Below are 18,270 nucleotides of genomic sequence, written 5' to 3'. Positions count from 1 at the left end.
AAGCGGGAATCGGTTTCCCGCTCGCTTTTCGCGTCAACTGACTGACATCGGACCGAAGCGATCCGATGTCATCGTGATCTAGAGCGAACGCGCGACGTGCTCGACGCGGAAACACTCGATGACGTCGCCCTGGCGGATGTCCTCGTAGTTCTGGAAGGCCATGCCGCACTCCTGGCCGCCCGCGACGTCCGCAACTTCGTCCTTGAAGCGCTTGAGCGTCTTGAGGGTGCCCTCGTGAATGACGACGTCGTCGCGGATGAGCCGGACGCCGGCGCCGCGCTCGACCTTGCCCTCGGTGACGCGACAACCCGCGACCTTGCCGACCTTGGTGATGTTGAACACCTCCAGGATCTCGGCATTGCCGAGGAAGGTCTCGCGCCGCTCGGGAGAGAGCAGGCCCGACATCGCCTGTTTCACATCATCCACGAGATCGTAGATGATGTTGTAGTAGCGGATCTCGGTGCCGTCGCGCTCGGACGCTTCGCGCGCCTGCTTGTTGGCGCGGACGTTGAAGCCGATGATCGCCGCGTTCGAGGCGGTCGCCAGCGACACGTCAGACTCGGTGATCGCGCCGGCGCCGGAATGGATGATCCGCGCCTGCACTTCCTCGGTTCCCAGCTTGTCGAGGGCGCCGATGATCGCCTCGACCGAGCCCTGCACGTCGCCCTTGATGAGCAGCGGGAACTCCTTGAGGCCGGTATCCTGCAGCTGCGACATCATCTGCTCGAGCGAGCCGCGCTGGCCGGCGTTCTTGGCCACCTGCTTCTCACGCGAGACGCGCTGGCGATATTCGGCGATCTCGCGCGCCTTGCTCTCGCTCTCGACGGTCGCGAAACGCTCGCCGGCCAGGGGCGTTCCCTGCATGCCGAGCACTTCGACGGGCATCGAGGGCGGTGCTTCTTTCAGCTGCTCGCCCTTGTCGTTGATGATCGCACGCACCCGGCCCCATTCGTCGCCGGCAACGACGATATCGCCGATTTTCAACGTGCCGGTTTCGACGAGAACCGTCGCCACCGGACCACGGCCCTTGTCGAGCTGCGCCTCGATGACCGTTCCCTCCGCGGTGCGGGTCGGATCGGCCTTCAGTTCGAGAATTTCGGCCTGCAGCAGGATCGCGTCGAGCAGCTTGTCGAGATTGGTGCCTTTCAGCGCCGAGACCTCGACGTCGAGCACCTCGCCGCCCATGGATTCGACGAACACGTCATGCTGGAGAAGCGCGCTGCGCACCTTGCTGGCATCGGCGCCCGGCTTGTCGATCTTGTTGATCGCCACGATGATCGGCACGTTCGCCGCCTTGGCGTGATTGATCGATTCGATCGTCTGCGGCATCACGCTGTCGTCCGCCGCCACGACGAGGATGGCGATGTCGGTCGCGGCAGCGCCGCGGGCCCGCATCGCCGTAAAGGCGGCGTGGCCGGGCGTGTCGATGAACGAGATCTTGTGGCCGTTCTGCTCGACCTGGTAGGCGCCGATATGCTGGGTGATGCCGCCCGCTTCGCCCGAGACGACGCTGGTCTTGCGGATGGCGTCGAGCAGCGAGGTCTTGCCGTGATCGACGTGGCCCATGATGGTGACGACCGGCGGCCGCTGCACCATCTTCTCCGGATCGTCGTCAACCCCGAAGATACCTTCTTCAACGTCGGATTCGGCGACGCGGCGGACCGTGTGTCCGAATTCGGACGCGATCAGCTCGGCCACATCCGGCTCGATGATGTCGCCCGGCTTCATCATCTGTCCCTGCTGCATGAGGAACTTGATGACGTCGACGGAACGCTCCGACATGCGGTTAGCGAGTTCCTGGATACTGATGGTCTCGGGAATAATCACTTCGCGGGCGATCTTCTCTCGGGGCTGGCTCTGCTGCGAGCGTTTGAACTTTTCCTGCCGCCGACGGATGGAGGACAGCGAGCGGCCACGCGCGCCATCTTCCGACGTCAATGCCTTGTCGAGGGTCAGCTTGCCGCGACGGCGACCGGCATCGCGTTCGGGACGCGCCGGCTTCGGCGCTTCGGCGCCCACCGCACCCTTGACCGAGCGACGCGCGCCCGGCCGGGCACCCTTGGCGTCGTCGTCGCCGCCCGGACGGCGGCGGAGTTCGGCCCGTCCGCTGCGGGCAGCCGCAGCTTCGGCGGCCTCCGCGTCGGCAGGTGTCGGGGCCGGACCCGCGGGCTGGTTCGGCTGACCGCCGCCCCTGCGCTCGGCGCTGGCTTCCGCCTTGCGGCGGGCTTCGGCCTCGGCTTCAAGGCGAGCCGTCTCCTCGGCCTGACGGCGCTCGGATTCGTCACGCTCGCGCTGACGCCGATCGTCGTCGGCGATCCGCCGCGCTTCCTCTTCCTGGAACACGCGCCGATCCTCGGCCTCGCGTTGCTTGGCGAGTTCGAGCGCCCGACGGCGGGCATCCATTTCACGCGACGACAGATCGCTGAGCACAGCGCCGCGGGGCTGACGGGCTCCCGGAGCCGGCTGCTGGCGGCCATCGCGACGCTCGTCGCGGCCAGCCGGACGGCCGGCACCTTGACGCGTGGGCGCGGCTTGCCCTGAGGGGCGCGCAGCGCCGGCGGAGGTGGCGGCACGCGGCGCGGCCGAAGCCGGCTTCGATGCGGATGCGGCAGGCGCGGATGGCGTGGCGGTCGGCGTCGCTTCCACAGCCGCCGCAGCCACCGGCGCCTCGGCCTCTGGCACAGCGACCGGAGCTTCGGCCTTGGCTTCCACCGGCGCGGTCGCCTCGGGGGCGGCCGGCTCGGACACTTCCTGGGCCGTTGCCACAGGCGCCTCGCCAGGCTTCGGTCCAAGCTGAATCTGGGGTGGCTTACCGCCTGTCTGTGGCGGCAGCGGAGCGGCGCTCTTGGGTGTCGGAGCCGGAGCTTCGCTTGCGGGACTCGCAGGCGCGGCCGGCTTGGCCGGGCTCGGCTTTGCTGCCACTGCCGGTGTCGGCGCGGCTTCGCGCTCGTCCGGCTTGGTAATGCGTCGCTTCTTGGTCTCGACAACGACCTGGTTCGTGCGCCCATGCGAGAAGCTCTGCCGAACCGTCGACTGCTCGACGCCGCGCTTCAAGGTCAGGGTCTTCTTCGTGCTCACGCTCAGCGTCTTATCGTCGCCGGACTTGGTATCGCTCATTTACGCTTCCGCTTCCTGCGCCGGATCGATCCCGCGCCCTTCATCTTGCCTGGAGCGTCGCTCTGTAGGCGCTCCGATCTCGTTCCCAGTCTCAGTCGCGGTTCCCTCACGCCCATTTCGGGCGTCGCCAGGATCCGAACCAGGGCCTTCGCCCCGATAATTGGCCAGCGCTTGCATACGCTTCGCCGCAGCCGAGCCCGCGTCACCGGCAAGGATGGCTGCATGTATCACATTCCCCCCACCCAACGCCAAACCCAATTCGTCCGCACCCAGCAGGCGCAAAGCGGGTATCACCGTTGCGTGGCCGGATGCCGCTGCGACATGACGCGCGGCATCCATCTTACGAATTCCGTCCGGCGCCGCCTCGCGCGCCTGAACCAGCAGCAGCGCCTGGCCCGAGCGGATCGCCGCATCGACCTTCGCCGCCCCGGTCACCAGTTGACCGGCCTTTTTCGCCATGCCGAGCGCGCCCAATGCCGACTTCGCCAGAAGCTGATCGACGACGGCGCCAAGATCGGCGGGTCCCGTCACCTCGGCCCGAAGCGCCCGGGCGAACAGTTTACGGCGCATCGCCTGGTCGACCGCCGCGCGGCTGAGCGCGACATGGGCGCCGCGGCCCGGAAGCCGCCTGCGCAGATCCGGAACCACCGCCCCGTCCGGCCCGCGAACAAAGCGGATGACGTCTTCCGGCGCCATCGCCTTGCGCGAAACGATGCACATGCGCTCGTTCACCCCGACCTCCGGCTCGTCCTTGTCCTCTTCGTCCGAATCGAGGGCCATGGCAACCTGCCTTCGACGATTCAGGCGGCGGCGCCCTCGTCAGCCGTCTCGGCTTCGGCACCCTCCTCGGCCTCCGTCTCCGGCACCGCCAGATCCGCCTCGGTGATCCAGCCAGCCTTCAGCCGGGCCTGGATGACCATCCGGTCGGCATCGACGCGCGAAATATCGAAGGCCGCCAAGGCTCCCGGATACTTCGTGGTCTCGCCGTCCTTGCGTTCCGTCCAACCAATCAGGTCGTCGGCCGCGCAGCCAGCGAAGTCCTCCATCGACTTGATACTCTCCTCGCCGAGGGCGACCAGCATCGGCGTCGTCAGGCCGTCGATCTCCTTCAGCTCGTCGGAGACGCCCAATTCGGTCCGCTTGGAATCGAATTCGGCCTCGCGGCGCTCCAGATATTCGCGGGCCCGCGCCTGGATTTCGGAAGCCGTCTCCTGATCGAAGCCCTCGATCGCGGCCACTTCATCCTCGTCGACATAGGCGACCTCCTCGACGGTCGCAAAGCCTTCCGAAGCGAGAACCTGGCCGACCATCTCGTCGACGTTGAGCGCGTTCATGAAGGTCTCGGAGCGTTCGACGAATTCCTTCTGACGGCGCTCCGATTCCTCCTGCTCGGTCAGGATGTCGATATCCCAGCCGGTCAATTGCGACGCGAGGCGCACGTTCTGTCCGCGCCGTCCGATTGCCAGTGACAACTGGTCATCGGGGACGACGACTTCAATGCGCTCGGCGTCCTCGTCCAGCACCACCTTGGCGACTTCCGCCGGCTGCAGCGCATTGACCAGGAACGAGGCCGCGTCCGGGGACCAAGGGATGATGTCGATCTTTTCGCCCTGCAATTCGCCGACCACCGCCTGGACGCGGCTGCCGCGCATGCCAACGCAGGCGCCGACCGGATCGACCGAGGAGTCGCTCGATATCACCGCTATCTTCGCCCGCGAGCCCGGATCACGCGCCACCGCCTTGATGGTGATGATGCCGTCGTAGATCTCCGGCACTTCCATGGTGAAGAGCTTGGCCATGAACTGCGGATGGGTGCGCGAGAGAAAAATCTGCGGACCCCGCTGCTCGCGGCGGACGTCGTAGACGAAGGCGCGTACCCGGTCACCATAGCGGAACAGCTCGCGCGGGATCTGCTCGTCGCGGCGGATAATGCCCTCGCCGCGGCCGAGATCGACGATCACATTGCCGTATTCGACGCGCTTGACGGTGCCGTTGACGATGTCGCCGACGCGGTCCTTGTATTCCTCGAACTGACGATCGCGCTCGGCATCGCGCACTTTCTGCACGATCACCTGCTTGGCCGACTGGGCCGCGATGCGGCCGAAATCCATCGGCGGAAGCTGCTCGGCGATGAAATCGCCCGGTTCGGCGTCGGGATTCTTGTCGCGGGCCAGATCGAGATAGATCTGCGTATTCGGATCCTCGACCTCGTCGACCACTTCCAGGAGCCGCTGCAGCTTCATCTCACCGGTCTTGGTGTTGATGTCGACGCGGATGTTGGTTTCCTGGCCGTAGCGGCTGCGCGCCGCCTTCTGAATGGCGTCGGCCATCGCCCCGATGACGATTTCGCGGTCGATCGACTTTTCGCGCGCGACGGCATCCGCGATCTGCAGAAGCTCCAGTCTGTTCGCACTGACTGCCATACTCTTTCTCCTGACCTTCGGTCGCTCGCCGCATCCACCGCGCCCGACCTCATCAAATTCCTGGCGGATCGCCGCCGCCGTCCAATCCTTCGCCTCGGCGGAGTGACCCCGCCGGGCGTCGAAACCTCAGTGGCCGCTGTCGGCCGCGTCAGCCTCGTCGTCGTCCGCCTTATCCCCGCCCGCCTTGCGCGCGGCCTTGTCGGCCTTCAGCGACGCTTCGACCAAATCGTCGGTCAAGATCAGCCGAGCCTCGCCGATGGCATCGAAGGGGATTTCCACCGCGCTCTCCTCGCCCTCGGCCGGCTTGTCGCGCTCGATGGTGATCGCCTCGTCGCTCACTTTGACGATCAGACCGCGGTAGCGCTTGCGCTCGTTGATCAGCCGGCTCGTCTCGAGCTTCATGAGAAAACCGGCCCAGGTCTCGAAATCGCTCTTGCGCACGAGCGGTCGATCGATGCCCGGCGAGGACACTTCCAGATGATAGGCCTTGTCGACCGGATCGTCGACGTCGAGCACCGGCGAGATCGCTCGCGAAACAGCCTCGCAGCCCTCGACGGTCATCGTGCCGTCCGGGCGCTCCGCCATGATCTGGACGGTCATCCCGTTCAGGCCGGAGATCCGGACACGGACCAGACGATATCCGATCTGCTCGATCGCCGGCTCGATAATCGCGGCGATGCGGGCTTCCAGTCCTTGCTCTTTCACGAGGCGATCAGCTGCGGTCGTCACGGTGCTCCGATAAGGCTGCGGGGCGGTTCGATCCTGCCGGATCATGCCCAGTTGCGTGTGTCTCCGCCGATCCGCGCAACGTTCCCGAAGCCCGCCCGATCATGAAACCGGACCCCCGGTAACAAAAAAGAGCGGGACCGGCAGGACCCACTCTCACGATCGCATCGCAGAGAATTTGTCCGCTCTATACGCTCTTCGGGCTTACGCATCAAGCGTTTCTCGTGGCGAAGATGGGAAAGTCCGCGGCGCGACCGCCGTCGCGTCATCGCCGCCGGAAGGTCAGGTAGGCGGGGCGGCGGCCTTCCCGGATCGCCTTGGCCTCGTAACGTGTTCCCGGCCAGGCTTCGAAGGGGGTATGCCAGTCGGCGGCGCGGCGAGCCGTCCAGGCGAAATCGGGATGGTCGCGGCAGTGATGGAGCGTCCAGTCGACATAGGTTTCGATGTCGGAGGCGAAACGGAACAACGCTCCCGGCTTGAGGACGCGCGCCATGCGATCGAGGTTGCGGGCGCTGACGAAGCGGCGCTTGAAATGCTTCTTCTTCGGCCAGGGATCCGGATAGAAAAGGTCGATCCCTGCAAGACTCGCCGCAGGCAGCCAATCGAACAGCCGCGTCGCGTCGTCGTCGTAAAGCCGCAGATTCGGGCGGGGCGATTCCGGCAGCCGGCCGAGCAGCTTGGCCATGCCGTTGACGAAAGGCTCGACGCCGATGAAGCCCGTGTGAGGGAAGCGGCCGCATTCCTGATGGAGATGCTCGCCGCCACCGAAGCCGATCTCAAGGCGGATTGCCTCGACGGGCTCGGCGAACAGCTCGCGAAGATCGGTCGGCGCCGGCTCGGCGAGGTCCAGCCGCAGGCGCGGCAGGAAGCTCTCGACGAGTTCGGCTTGTCGCGGCCGGAGTCTCGGCCCCTTCAGGCGGCCGAAAAACGCTTCGCGTGATCTCTGTGGATGGTCCCGCGCCGACATCGTCTCTTAGCTGGCGAGTGCCGCCTTCAGCTTCGGCACCAGGTCGGTCTTCTCCCAGGAAAACGAGCCATCGCGCCCGGGTTTGCGGCCGAAATGGCCATAGGCCGAGGTCTTTGCGTAGATCGGCTTGTTGAGGTCGAGATGCCGGCGAATACCGGTCGGGGACAGATCCATGACCTCCCGAATCGCCGCCTCGATCTGTTCTTCCGTCACCTTCTTGCCGGTGCCGTGCAGATCGACATAGATCGACAACGGCTGGGCGATGCCGATCGCATAGGCGATCTGGATCGTGCAGCGATCGGCGAGCTTGGCGGCGACCACGTTCTTGGCGAGATAGCGCGCCGCATATGCGGCGGAACGATCCACCTTGGTGGTGTCCTTGCCGGAGAAGGCGCCGCCGCCGTGCGGCGCCGCGCCACCATAGGTATCGACGATGATCTTGCGGCCGGTGAGGCCGGCGTCGCCATCGGGGCCGCCGATGACGAATTTCCCCGTCGGATTGATGTACCAGACGCAGTCATCCGCGATCGGAAAATCGCCGAGAGCCTCGCGGATATAGGGTTCCACGACGGCGCGGACCTTGGCCGAGTCCCAGCTTTCCTCGACATGCTGCGTGGACAGAACGATCGAGGTGACCTCGGTCGGATCGCCGTCGACATAGCGGACGGTGACCTGGCTCTTGGCGTCGGGACCCAGCAGCCCGGCGTCGCCCTCGCCCTTTTTGCGCGCGGCCGCCAGAAGCTCGAGAATCTTGTGCGCATAGTAGATTGGCGCCGGCATCAGCTCGGAGGTCTCGCGGCAGGCATAGCCGAACATGATGCCCTGATCGCCGGCACCCTCGTTCTGGGCATTCGCCCCATCGATGTGCTTGACGTCCGAGGCCTTGTCGACGCCCTGGGCGATGTCGGCCGACTGCGAATGCAGCAGGACGTCGATCTTCGCGGTCTTCCAGTGAAAGCCGTTCTGGGCATAGCCGATGTCGCGGATGGCGCGGCGAGCGGCGGACTTGAAGCGAGACGGATTGATGACCTCGTTGCCGTGCTTGTCGGTCTTCATCAGACTTGGCGGCAGCCGGACTTCACCGGCGATCACGACGCGATTGGTCGTGGCGAGCGTCTCACAGGCGATGCGGACCGACCAGGGATCGAGCCCGGTCTTCTTGGCTTCGCGATAGACCAGATCGACGATCTCGTCGGAAATCCGATCGCAAACCTTGTCTGGATGGCCTTCCGAGACGCTTTCGCTGGTGAAGACAAATTCCGAACGCGCCATCTTTACCCCTCTTCGATTCCGGGAATCGCCCGTCTCAACTCCGCAGCCGTTCAACAGCGCGATGGTTCGACGGGACGAAAAGCTGCGTGGCGGGAGATTGGGTTCCCGACACATATATTGCGCGGTGCGGTGTGGGGCAACGAGGGTGGAAGGTCAAGTGCGGCGTGTCCCGCCGGCGCGATTTACTCGCTGCGGGGCTTGTCGTCCGGCTCGGAGGTGTCGGCCAGGGTCCGCACGAGTTCGATGATGCGGCGCCGGACCTTGGGGTCCCCGATCTTGACGAAGGCGCGGTTCAACTGGAGTCCTTCGGAGGAGGAGAGAAAGTCGACCACGTAGTCCGGCCCGGACGGTTCATGCAGCCCATTCTTACCGGGCGAACTGCCTGGAACATCCTCGAAGAAGAACGCGACCGGGACGTTCAGGACCTCGGATATGCGTTGCAGCCGGCTCGCCCCGATACGATTGGAGCCCTTCTCGTATTTCTGGATCTGCTGGAAGGTAATGCCGAGGCTCTCGCCCAATTTCTCCTGGCTCATCCCGAGCATGGTGCGACGCAAGCGTACGCGCGAGCCGACATGCGTATCGACCGGATTCGGCTTCTTCTTGTTCTCGATCATCGGATCGGCCTTTTCGTCTCTGCGCATCTCCAGGCCATCATCCGTGTGGCCTGAACCCCCTCCCAGTCATTCCAGAAATTGATCGTTTGGTTGACTAGGCATTTGTCACAATTCACATCGTGCGCAGGGCGTAGGCGGTGCATGGCGGCGGAGTCAATCAATCCTCGCGCGCATCCTTAACCGGGATACCACTGCGACAACCCATGTTATTGCGAATGCAAGCCAAAACGGCAGGCTTGCGAAGCGCGCGAAAAGCGTGGAGGCACCCGCGCGCGGCAATCCGACCTCGATCGTGCCGGTCGATCCAAGCCCCAGACCGCCGATCTGCCGGCCGTAGGAGTCGTTGACGACGGAGATCCCGGTGTTCGCGCTGCGCACGAGCGGTAGGCCGACCGCGACCGAGGTGAGTTCTGCGAGACGCAGGTGCTGGTAGGGACCCGGCGTCGCTCCGTACCAGGCATCGTTGGTATCATTGACGAGGAAGCCGGGCCGCGTTTCGGCCGTTCCCACGTCGATCTCGCCTGGAAAGATGATCTCGTAGCAAATCAGCGGCAGGAACGAAGGAGCGCCATCGAGCGCCACCTTGGCGCGCGCGGCTCCGGCGGAAAAGCCGCCCGGCATCTCGGCCAGTTGCGACAGGCCGAAGCCTTCCAGAATTTCCTGGAACGGGAGATATTCTCCGAAGGGGACGAGATGGGTCTTGTCGCGTGCCGCGACGATCTCGCCCTCGTCGTCGATGACATAGACCGAATTGTAGACCCGCGAGGTCGCAATGTCCGGGCCTTCGATGCGGGCCGCGCCGGCAATCAGCGTTTCGTTCGGTTGCAGCGTGTCGGCGATGCGGGCGATTGCATCGGGCCGCTCGGTCAAAAGGAAGGGAAACGAGGATTCCGGCCAGATGACGAGGGTCTTCGGCGGCGGCAGTGCCGCGCCGGTCGCGGGCGCCTTGGTATCGGACGATAGCGCGATGGTCGCGCCGGGGACCGTGGAGGGCTCCCCCCGCGCCTCGGTCAAGCGGATATGCCGATCGAAGATCGACTCGGCCTGGGTTGCTTCCCATTTCAGCGATTGTTCGATGTTCGGCTGAACCACCCGCAGCCGCACGTTCTCGACGAATTCGGTCGGATTCACCTGCATTCGCCAGAAGCCGAACCCCAGGTGGAAGATAAGGAGCGCGGAGGCGACCACCAGCACGGGACCGCGCCCGCGGCGGTCGATGAGAACGGCTGGGCTGGAAAACACGATGACGGCAAGCAGCGTCAGGCCGTGGACCCCGACCAGGCTCGACGTCTGCATCAGCAGCGGCACCGGCGCGGCCATCACGCCGATCTCGTTCCAGGGAAAGCCGGTGAAGAGAATGGCGCGCAGATACTCAAACAGCGCGAAAGCGCCCGCCAGCGCGAAAATGCGCAGGGCGCTGTCGCCCCAGACAAGCCGGGCGAGCACGGCCGCCAGACCATAATAGATCGCCAGGATGGCGGGCAGCCCCAGAACCGCGAGCGGGATGAAAGCGGCGAAGGCCGCCGCATCGACCAGCATGGCCGCCCCCAGCCACCACAAGCCGGCGACGAAGTATCCGAAGCCGAACAGCCATCCGGTGACAAAGGCCGGCGCCATGCGGCGGATCAGCGAGCGGCCAGGATCGACGACGACACCGTCGAGCAGCCAGACGAGCAATGGAAAGCCAACAAAGCCGACCGCCGGAAAATTGTACGGCGGCAGCGCGAATGTACACAGGGCACCGGCGGCGATGGTCAGGACGACGCGGCGCCAGCCCTCCAGCAGCAAGACCCAACCGGCCAGCCGATCCAGGAGGCCCCCCTCGCGCTGGCGTCCGTCACGTCGAGAGATGACGCTCACATTGTCCCCCAAATGCTGTCGACGAATCCTGATCGTTCCCGCCCCGAATGGACCGCTAGCGAAACGTCACCGTCGCGCCGATTTCCGTCCGGCAAACGACGAAACCATGTCCTCCTCAAGGCGCATCCGCCAGTCCTTCGACGATGCGACGGCGCTTTTCCCCCTGCTGGAAGCGGACGATCCGCACCCGGCGCACGCGCCGCGGGTCGGCGTCGAGGACCTGGAATTCAAAGCCCGGGACCGCTTGGACGACTTCGCCCCTGGCCGGAATGCGCCCGAGTTCGGAGAACAGCAGACCGCCGATCGTGTCGGCTTCGTCCTCGTATTCGCTGATGTCGAAATCCTCGCCGACCAGCTTCTTGACCTCGTCGAGATCGGCCTTGGCGTCGGCATAATAGATGCCGTCGCCGCTCTCGGTGATCATCGCGGGCTCGTCGTCATGCTCGTCCTCGATATTGCCGACGACCATCTCGATGATGTCCTCCAGCGAGACAAGCCCGTCAGTGCCGCCGTATTCGTCGATGACCAGCGCCATCTGCGTGCGCATCGCCTGCATCCGCGCCATCAGGTCCGAGGCGAGCATGGAGGGCGGAACGAACAGCACCGTGCGGATGATGCCGAGATCGGCGACGCGCCGGGCCAGGTTGATCTGCCGAAGATCGAGCCCCGACCGGGGTTTCTTGGCCGGCTGGCTATCGCCGCCATTGGGCTTGGCGGGACGGGCAACCCGTGTGATGTGGCCGACGACATCGCGGATGTGGATCATCCCGCGCGGATCGTCGAGGCTCTCGCCATAGACCGGCATGCGCGAGTGGCCGCTCGCCTCGAACTGCTTCATCAATTCGCCGAGCGTGGTCGTGATCTCGACCGCCTGGATGTCGGCCCGCGGAACCATGACGTCTTCGACCCGGACCTCCCGCAACCGCAGTATGTTGTTCAGCATGGCGCGTTCTTCGGGGGAGAAGGCCCCTTCGCCGTGCCCCGGCTCGAGCAGCGCCTGGGTCAGATCCTCGCGCATCAGATTGGGCATGCGCGGTCGCAGCCGGTGGACAAGACCGCCGATAAATCCCCGCTCTTTTCTGGGTTTTCCGCCGCGCCGACTTCGGTCGTCGCCAGCGCCTCGCTCGCCGCCATCCTCGGCGGCGTCTACCGCGTCGTGGTCGTTCGGACCCGTCGCGTGCGTCTGAATGTTCATCGTCTCACTCATCGTTCAGTCGGCCATCATAACCGGCTTTGGGGGATTTTCGAGGCATTCGCGATAGGGGTCCGCAATGCCGAGGTCGGCGAGGATCGCGATCTCCAGCGTCTCCATGGCCTCGGCCTCCGCTTCGTCGATGTGATCGAAGCCCATGAGATGCAGAAAGCCATGCACCAGAAGGTGGCGGACATGGTCGGCGAGGCGCTTGCCTTCGGCGCGGGCCTCCCGCTGCACGGTCTGAAAGGCCAGCAGAAGATCGCCGCACAGCGGCCCCGGACGATCGCCGGGCGCAAGATTGGCCATCGGAAACGACAGGATGTTGGTCGGGCGATCCTTGCCGCGCCATTCAGCATTGGCGGCGCGCACGGTCTCGTCGTCGGCGAGCGTCACGGCGATCTCGCTTTGCAGATCCTCCGGCAGGCCAATCCGCCCGGCCGCCGCGGCGAAAACGCCATGCGCCATCGCCGAGACATCGCCGAGCCCCGCCGCTTCCCACTCCGTCGCTTCGATCGAAAGGGCGACCGTCAGCCCTTTATACGGAACGGATCCTGATTTTCCCGATCGCACTATCTGTCCAGCGGGCTAGCCGACGCACGATGGCGCACCGCATCCTCCTCGTAAGCCTCGACAATTGCCTGAACCAGCGGATGGCGCACCACGTCTTTCGCCTCGAAGCGCACCGTGACGGCGCTCGGCACCTTTTCCAGAACGCGGAGCGCCTCGATCAGGCCGGATTTCTGGCCAGGCGGCAAATCCACCTGGGAGGGGTCGCCCGTCACCACCATGCGGGCATTCTCGCCCAGACGGGTCAGGAACATCTTCATCTGCATCGTGGTGGTGTTCTGCGCCTCGTCGAGAATCACCGCGGCATGGGACAGCGTGCGGCCGCGCATGAAGGCGAGCGGGGCGATCTCGATCGCGCCCGCCGCCAGAGCGCGTTCCACCTTCTCGGCCGGAATCATGTCGTAAAGCGCGTCATAGAGCGGACGCAGATACGGATCGACCTTCTCCTTCATGTCGCCCGGCAGGAAGCCGAGCCGCTCACCGGCCTCGACGGCCGGCCGCGACAAGATGATCCGCTCGACCTGGCCGCGCTCCAGCAGCATCGCCGCATGAGCGACCGCAAGATAGGTCTTGCCGGTGCCGGCCGGACCCACCCCAAACACGAGCTCCGACCGCTCCAGAGCCCGCATATAGGCGTCCTGGGTGGGCGTCCTGGCGTGAATCGTGCGGCGGCGCGTCGAAATCTGCGCGAGCGACATGCGCCCCTTCTTTTCGAGCGTCGGCAAATAGAGCTGGTCGTCCTGGGCGATCGCCATGCGAATGGCGCCCTCGACGTCGTTCTTGCCGATCTCGTGGCCGCCCTGAAGACGCTCATAGAGATAGTCCAGCGAGCGACGGGCCTGCTCGCTGGCGACCTGATCGCCGCGAATCTCGATCTTGTTGCCACGGGCCCGCGCATCGATGCCAAGCTTTTGCTCGATCAGGGCCAGATTCTCGTCGAACTGGCCGAACAGCGAACTTGCCAATCGGTTGTCCTCGTAGGTCAACACGATATGCGCCATATCCGATGCGCCGGAGGCGGGCGCGGTTCCGCGTTCGGCCCTCACGCGACCCTCCTCGCATCGCCGACCCGAACCGCCCCGGAGCCCTCGGCAAGCAGGGAATTCGGCAGCGTCGCCGCAATGCGCACCGTTACCAGATCGCCGATCTCGCCGACATCGGCGGCGGCGACCACCGGTTGCAGGAAGGGCGAGCGTCCGACCCGCTGATGAGCATAGCGGCCTGGCTTTTCGACCAGGATCTCGACGTCGCGGCCGACGAGGCTTTCGGCGAAGGCCATCTGCTGCTCGCGCAACAGCGCCTGCAACCGCTGCAGCCGCTCCGATTTCACCGCCTCATCGACGTGGTCGTCCATGTCGGCGCCGGGCGTGCCGGGACGCGGGGAATATTTGAACGAGAAGGCCGAGGCGTAGCCGACAGTTTCGACAAGGCGGATCGTCGCCTCGAAATCCGCGTCGCTCTCGCCGGGAAAACCGACGATGAAGTCGCCGGACAGGGCGATGTCCGGCCGGGCGGCACGAATCCGATCGAGCAGCGCCAAGTAGTCCGCCGCAGTATGGCGGCGATTCATCGCCTTCAGGATGCGGTCCGAGCCGGACTGAACCGGCAAATGCAGATAGGGCATCAGCGTCGGCAAATCGCGATGGGCGGCGATGAGATCGTCGTCCATGTCGCGCGGATGCGACGTCGTGTAGCGAAGCCGACCAAGCCCGGGAATCTCTGCGAGCGCGCGCAACAGGCCGCCAAGAGCAATCGGCCGGCCGGCGGCGTCCTCGCCGGACCAGGCGTTGACGTTCTGGCCGAGCAGCGTCACCTCGCGCACGCCGGCATCGGCCAGCCGACGCGCCTCGTCCATGATCTGGCCGAACGAGCGGGAGACTTCGGCGCCGCGCGTATAGGGCACCACGCAAAAGGTGCAAAACTTGTCGCAGCCTTCCTGAACGGTCAAAAAGGCCGTCACCCCGCGGGCGCGGATTTGCGGCGCCTCGGCGCGCGGCAGATGTGCGAATTTGTCCTCGACGGCGTAATCGGTGTCCACGACCTTGTCGCCCTTAGCCACGCGGGCGAGCGCCTCGGGCAGACGGTGATAGGTCTGCGGGCCGATGACCAGGTCGACGACCGGCGCCCGGTCGATGATCTCGCGGCCCTCGGCCTGGGCCACACAGCCGGTGACGCCGACGCGCAGTTCCTCGCCCCGCAAAGCCTTGTCCGCCTTCAAGAGACGAATGCGACCGAGTTCGGAATAAATCTTCTCCGCCGCCTTTTCGCGGATGTGGCAGGTGTTCAGGAGTACGAGATCGGCGTCCTCCATCGTCTCCGTCTGCCGATAGCCGTCCTTCGCCAGCGCGTCGCCCATGCGCTGGGAGTCGTAGACGTTCATCTGACAGCCATAGGTCTTGATGAAGACTTTGCGGGATTTGTCCCCGGCCGCCGCCGGCTCGCGTGCTTCGATCGTTTCAGTCATGCGCCCTTCTGGTCGGACCGAGCCTGCCAGCTTGGCGCCGACAGGGATGAATTAGACCCATATATCGACAGCATCATGACGCGGCGCAAGCGCCCGATCATTTTCGCGTAGCACGGAGGGGTCTTTTGCCTCCGTTCTGTGACCGCGAAGGCTCGCAGCGTGCATGTTTCGGACGCTGGCCTCGGCCGTGCGCGCCACCAATTTGCGATCGGACGATTCGCCGAAGGGGATCGGCGTGCCGAACGAGACCTCGACCCGGATCGCGCCCTCCTTGAGAAAGGTCAGAAGGTGCGGACCCAGCGCGACGGCGCCCGGCCAGGCGGCTAACGGCCGAAAATAGCGGCCGAGCGGCACGCCATTGGCGTGGGTATAGGCGATCGCTACCGGCTGCACGGTGACCGCATGGGCCTTGTAGGAGCGAAGTGCCGACTGGGCGGCGCCGAACAGCGCCGTCTTGAACGGCAGCACCGCGTTGCCATCCGAGGTCGTGCCCTCGGCGAACAAGACCATGACATCGCCGGCCGTCAGCCGCTCGGCGATGGCGTCGGCCTGGACCCCGGTGCGCCGGCGTGCCTCCCGCTCCACGAAGATGGTGCGCTGGAGCCGGGCGAGCAAGCCGAAGGCCGGCCAGTCCCGCACTTCCGCCTTGGCGATAAACGACAGCGGCGTGATCTTGCCGAGCACCATGATGTCGGCCCAGGACTGGTGATTGGCGACAAGCAGCAGCGGATGGGTCTGGCTCGGCTGCCCGACGATCCTGACCTCGATGCCGGCGACAGTGCAGGCGATGCGGTGCCAGGCCACGGGCAGTCGACGTGCCAAGCTCCAGCCGCGCGCAATCGCCAGGCTCTGGAGCGGCCATAACACGAGAGTGAGCGCGGTGAGGATCGCGGCCACGAAGCCGACGCGCAGCCATCCGATCATCGCTCACTCCCCGGTGGCGCGGTCATCATCCTGTACGCCATGGCGCTGGCGTCGCTATCTCAATGTCCGCTTGAGCATCAACGCGCTGGTCGTGCGGCCGTCCGGCTGACGGTAATAGGCCGGCCGGCGGCCAACCTCCTGGAAGCGCAACCGGCGGTAGAGCTTCAATGCCGGAGCGTTCTCCTCGTCGACCTCGAGGAACAGCGACGCCGCGCCCTCGGCATAAAGCTGCTGCAGCAGCTGGTCCATCAGAAGGCGACCGACGCCGTGATTGCGGGCACGCTTGGCGACGGCGATCGTCAGGATCTCCGCTTCGCCGCCGATGTTGCGGGCCAAAACGAAGCCCAGCGGCGGCTCCGTCGGATGGCCGACATGTCGCGCGACGATGCCGATACCACCCTTCTGGCTGAGGAGAGAGGCGAGTTCATCGCCGGACCAGGGATGATCGAAGGCCTCGCTGTGGAGATCGGCCGCCGCGTCGATATCGGAATCCTCCAGCGGCGCCGCAGCGATCTCCTGACCGCTTAGCCAGCTGTCCAGAAACGAGACCGTCCAGGTCCAGGGCAAAAACCAGTACATCGGCCCACTTTCCTCTCTGCCCGCTCATTCCGCTGTGTCAGCGGCGCTGTCGGCCGGATGAGACCAACCGATCCGCAAGCTTCACTCGACACAGAGTATCACAGCAAGAGTTGAGGAGTGCTTTCGCTTCCAAAGGCGACACCCGCCGTCGCGGAAGCGGGTTTGGCGTCGGCGCCCCGCAGATAGAGCGGACGCGGCGGCTCGCCTGCCTCCCGCTGTGCCGCAAGCCGTGCCAGCACAGCGATATTGACGCGTGCCTCATCCGTCAGGACTACGTTGGCTCGCGGCTGGAGAACCGGGGCGGCGCCCGCCCCCCCGGTTCCGACAAGTCCGATCGTCTGGTCTTGCGAAAGACCGGCGACGAAGGCCTGGAGCGCCTTCGGCGGCAAGGCCCGCGGAGCTTCGATCTGCATCCCGTCGGCGCTAAAGAGCGCCGCATAAACCTCGCCGCGCTTGGCGTCGAGGACGCACAGGATCGGCTTGCCGCCACCAACATGGGGCGCCGCAAGCGCTTCCAGTGTCGTCACGCCGATAGCTGGAACGCCGAGCGCCAGCGCGAGACCACGCGCCGCCGACACGCCGACCCTCAGCCCGGTGAACGAGCCGGGTCCGACCGTGACCGCGATCCTGGCAATGTCCGCATAGCTAGCCGAGGCGCTTTCCAGAACCGCGTCGACGACCCCCATCAGTCGTTCCGCGTGTCCCTTGCCGATCTCCGGTTCGGCACACCCGACGATTGCGCCGGAGCGAAGATCGAGGAGCCCCGCCGAACAGCGCTCGAACGCGGTGTCGATGGCCAACAGCAGGGGTGTCATCTGGGCAAGCATGCGCTCTCGACGCGCGAAAGACGGGGACGAAGGCGCAACAATCGTTCCGGATGCATCAGGCGGCCTCGACCGCCTCCACCGCTTCGACCTCGGGCACGAAATGACGCAACAGGTTCTGGATGCCGTGCTTCAGCGTCGCCGTCGAGGACGGGCAACCGGCACAGGCGCCGCGCATGTTGAGATACACCGTGCCATCGCGATAGCCGCGGAAGGTGATGTCGCCGCCATCCTGGGCCACGGCCGGACGGACACGCGTCTCGAGCAGTTCCTTGATGGTCGCGACGGTGCTCGAATCGCTTTCCTCGAAGAACTCTTCCCCATCCGGCATCGCTTCGCCGGCGGCCATGTCCGCCATGACCGGCTCGTTCGACATGAAGTGCTCCATCAGCCCGGCGAGAATCGCCGGCTTCAGGTGCTGCCAGTCCGGCCCGTCCTTGGTGACGGTGACGAAGTCATAGCCGAAGAAGACGCTGGTCACGCCGGGGATCTGCATCAATCGCGTCGCCAGCGGCGAACGCTCGGCATCTTCGTTCGAGCGGAATTCGATGGTGCCGTTCTCGACGACGACGCGGCCCGGCAGGAACTTCAGCGTCGCGGGATTCGGTGTCACTTCGGTCTGGATGAACATGTCACGCCCCTTTCGCGGCATCGACGCCGCGGCAATCTTTGGAATTGTTCTAAACTTACAGCAGCGCTGCGCTCGCTGCAACAAGACGTAAACTGAAGATAAGG

Annotated in this window: 16 protein-coding genes; all 16 read right to left on the bottom strand. The window is 65.3% G+C overall.

Features of this window, described 5'->3' with window-relative positions; genetic code table 11:
• Nucleotides 1-78 precede the first annotated feature (78 nt).
• Nucleotides 79-3,117 carry a translation initiation factor IF-2 gene (gene infB, locus VQ045_RS11830; protein ID WP_331830236.1) on the bottom strand — a complete coding sequence of 1,013 codons (3,039 nt, stop codon included), beginning with the start codon at nt 3,115-3,117 and terminating at the stop codon, nt 79-81.
• Entirely contained in the window at nt 3,118-3,897 is a 780-nt protein-coding gene (locus tag VQ045_RS11825) for an RNA-binding protein (RefSeq protein ID WP_327623639.1), read from the bottom strand.
• Between the two features lie 20 nt (nt 3,898-3,917).
• Complete coding sequence (gene nusA, locus VQ045_RS11820) at nt 3,918-5,540, bottom strand: transcription termination factor NusA (protein ID WP_327623638.1); 1,623 nt, start codon at nt 5,538-5,540, stop codon at nt 3,918-3,920.
• Nucleotides 5,541-5,666: 126 nt separating this feature from the next.
• Nucleotides 5,667-6,314, bottom strand: a complete 648-nt coding sequence (gene rimP / locus VQ045_RS11815; RefSeq protein ID WP_327623659.1) for a ribosome maturation factor RimP — start codon at nt 6,312-6,314, stop codon at nt 5,667-5,669.
• Between the two features lie 217 nt (nt 6,315-6,531).
• Complete coding sequence (gene trmB / locus VQ045_RS11810; protein ID WP_331830234.1) at nt 6,532-7,233, bottom strand: tRNA (guanine(46)-N(7))-methyltransferase TrmB; 702 nt, start codon at nt 7,231-7,233, stop codon at nt 6,532-6,534.
• Nucleotides 7,234-7,239: 6 nt separating this feature from the next.
• Nucleotides 7,240-8,505 carry a methionine adenosyltransferase gene (gene metK / locus VQ045_RS11805; RefSeq protein WP_327623636.1) on the bottom strand — a complete coding sequence of 422 codons (1,266 nt, stop codon included), beginning with the start codon at nt 8,503-8,505 and terminating at the stop codon, nt 7,240-7,242.
• Between the two features lie 182 nt (nt 8,506-8,687).
• Nucleotides 8,688-9,122 (bottom strand): helix-turn-helix domain-containing protein, encoded by a 435-nt coding sequence (locus VQ045_RS11800; protein WP_327623658.1) that lies wholly within the window; start codon nt 9,120-9,122, stop codon nt 8,688-8,690.
• Between the two features lie 153 nt (nt 9,123-9,275).
• A complete protein-coding gene (gene lnt, locus VQ045_RS11795) occupies nt 9,276-10,934 on the bottom strand; it encodes an apolipoprotein N-acyltransferase (RefSeq protein ID WP_331830246.1) in 1,659 nt (552 codons plus the stop codon).
• 163 nt (nt 10,935-11,097) lie between these two features.
• On the bottom strand, nt 11,098-12,177 hold the full coding sequence (locus tag VQ045_RS11790) for a hemolysin family protein (RefSeq protein ID WP_442879858.1): 1,080 nt from the start codon (nt 12,175-12,177) through the stop codon (nt 11,098-11,100).
• A 15-nt stretch (nt 12,178-12,192) separates the two neighbouring features.
• Nucleotides 12,193-12,747, bottom strand: coding sequence for an rRNA maturation RNase YbeY (gene ybeY / locus VQ045_RS11785; RefSeq protein WP_331830233.1), 555 nt, complete (start codon nt 12,745-12,747; stop codon nt 12,193-12,195).
• Nucleotides 12,747-13,745, bottom strand: coding sequence for a PhoH family protein (locus VQ045_RS11780; RefSeq protein WP_331830244.1), 999 nt, complete (start codon nt 13,743-13,745; stop codon nt 12,747-12,749). The genes ybeY and VQ045_RS11780 overlap by 1 nt, the downstream gene beginning before the upstream one ends.
• Nucleotides 13,746-13,786: 41 nt before the next feature.
• Nucleotides 13,787-15,208, bottom strand: coding sequence for a tRNA (N6-isopentenyl adenosine(37)-C2)-methylthiotransferase MiaB (gene miaB, locus VQ045_RS11775; RefSeq protein WP_331830232.1), 1,422 nt, complete (start codon nt 15,206-15,208; stop codon nt 13,787-13,789).
• A 51-nt stretch (nt 15,209-15,259) separates the two neighbouring features.
• On the bottom strand, nt 15,260-16,132 hold the full coding sequence (locus tag VQ045_RS11770) for a lysophospholipid acyltransferase family protein (protein ID WP_327645178.1): 873 nt from the start codon (nt 16,130-16,132) through the stop codon (nt 15,260-15,262).
• A 54-nt stretch (nt 16,133-16,186) separates the two neighbouring features.
• Nucleotides 16,187-16,711: a GNAT family N-acetyltransferase gene (locus VQ045_RS11765; RefSeq protein WP_331830231.1), complete on the bottom strand. Its 525-nt coding sequence runs from the start codon at nt 16,709-16,711 to the stop codon at nt 16,187-16,189.
• 98 nt (nt 16,712-16,809) lie between these two features.
• Entirely contained in the window at nt 16,810-17,538 is a 729-nt protein-coding gene (gene tsaB, locus VQ045_RS11760) for a tRNA (adenosine(37)-N6)-threonylcarbamoyltransferase complex dimerization subunit type 1 TsaB (protein ID WP_331830230.1), read from the bottom strand.
• A gap of 55 nt (nt 17,539-17,593) precedes the next feature.
• On the bottom strand, nt 17,594-18,166 hold the full coding sequence (locus VQ045_RS11755) for a NifU family protein (RefSeq protein ID WP_327623630.1): 573 nt from the start codon (nt 18,164-18,166) through the stop codon (nt 17,594-17,596).
• Nucleotides 18,167-18,270 lie beyond the last annotated feature (104 nt).

This window comes from Aurantimonas sp. E1-2-R+4 (assembly GCF_036549515.1).
Taxonomy (GTDB): domain Bacteria; phylum Pseudomonadota; class Alphaproteobacteria; order Rhizobiales; family Rhizobiaceae; genus Aurantimonas; species Aurantimonas coralicida_A.
This window is presented reverse-complemented; position numbering and strand designations above follow the sequence as displayed.

Coding starts and splice junctions, on each gene's coding strand:
- VQ045_RS11755 (WP_327623630.1), bottom strand. CDS start 18,166: ATGTTCATCCAGACCGAAGTGACACCGAATCCCGCGACGCTGAAGTTC.
- nusA (WP_327623638.1), bottom strand. CDS start 5,540: ATGGCAGTCAGTGCGAACAGACTGGAGCTTCTGCAGATCGCGGATGCC.
- infB (WP_331830236.1), bottom strand. CDS start 3,117: ATGAGCGATACCAAGTCCGGCGACGATAAGACGCTGAGCGTGAGCACG.
- metK (WP_327623636.1), bottom strand. CDS start 8,505: ATGGCGCGTTCGGAATTTGTCTTCACCAGCGAAAGCGTCTCGGAAGGC.
- miaB (WP_331830232.1), bottom strand. CDS start 15,208: ATGACTGAAACGATCGAAGCACGCGAGCCGGCGGCGGCCGGGGACAAA.
- VQ045_RS11800 (WP_327623658.1), bottom strand. CDS start 9,122: ATGATCGAGAACAAGAAGAAGCCGAATCCGGTCGATACGCATGTCGGC.
- trmB (WP_331830234.1), bottom strand. CDS start 7,233: ATGTCGGCGCGGGACCATCCACAGAGATCACGCGAAGCGTTTTTCGGC.
- VQ045_RS11790 (WP_442879858.1), bottom strand. CDS start 12,177: ATGAACATTCAGACGCACGCGACGGGTCCGAACGACCACGACGCGGTA.
- VQ045_RS11825 (WP_327623639.1), bottom strand. CDS start 3,897: ATGGCCCTCGATTCGGACGAAGAGGACAAGGACGAGCCGGAGGTCGGG.
- tsaB (WP_331830230.1), bottom strand. CDS start 17,538: ATGCTTGCCCAGATGACACCCCTGCTGTTGGCCATCGACACCGCGTTC.
- VQ045_RS11770 (WP_327645178.1), bottom strand. CDS start 16,132: ATGATCGGATGGCTGCGCGTCGGCTTCGTGGCCGCGATCCTCACCGCG.
- rimP (WP_327623659.1), bottom strand. CDS start 6,314: ATGATCCGGCAGGATCGAACCGCCCCGCAGCCTTATCGGAGCACCGTG.
- VQ045_RS11780 (WP_331830244.1), bottom strand. CDS start 13,745: ATGGCGCATATCGTGTTGACCTACGAGGACAACCGATTGGCAAGTTCG.
- VQ045_RS11765 (WP_331830231.1), bottom strand. CDS start 16,711: ATGTACTGGTTTTTGCCCTGGACCTGGACGGTCTCGTTTCTGGACAGC.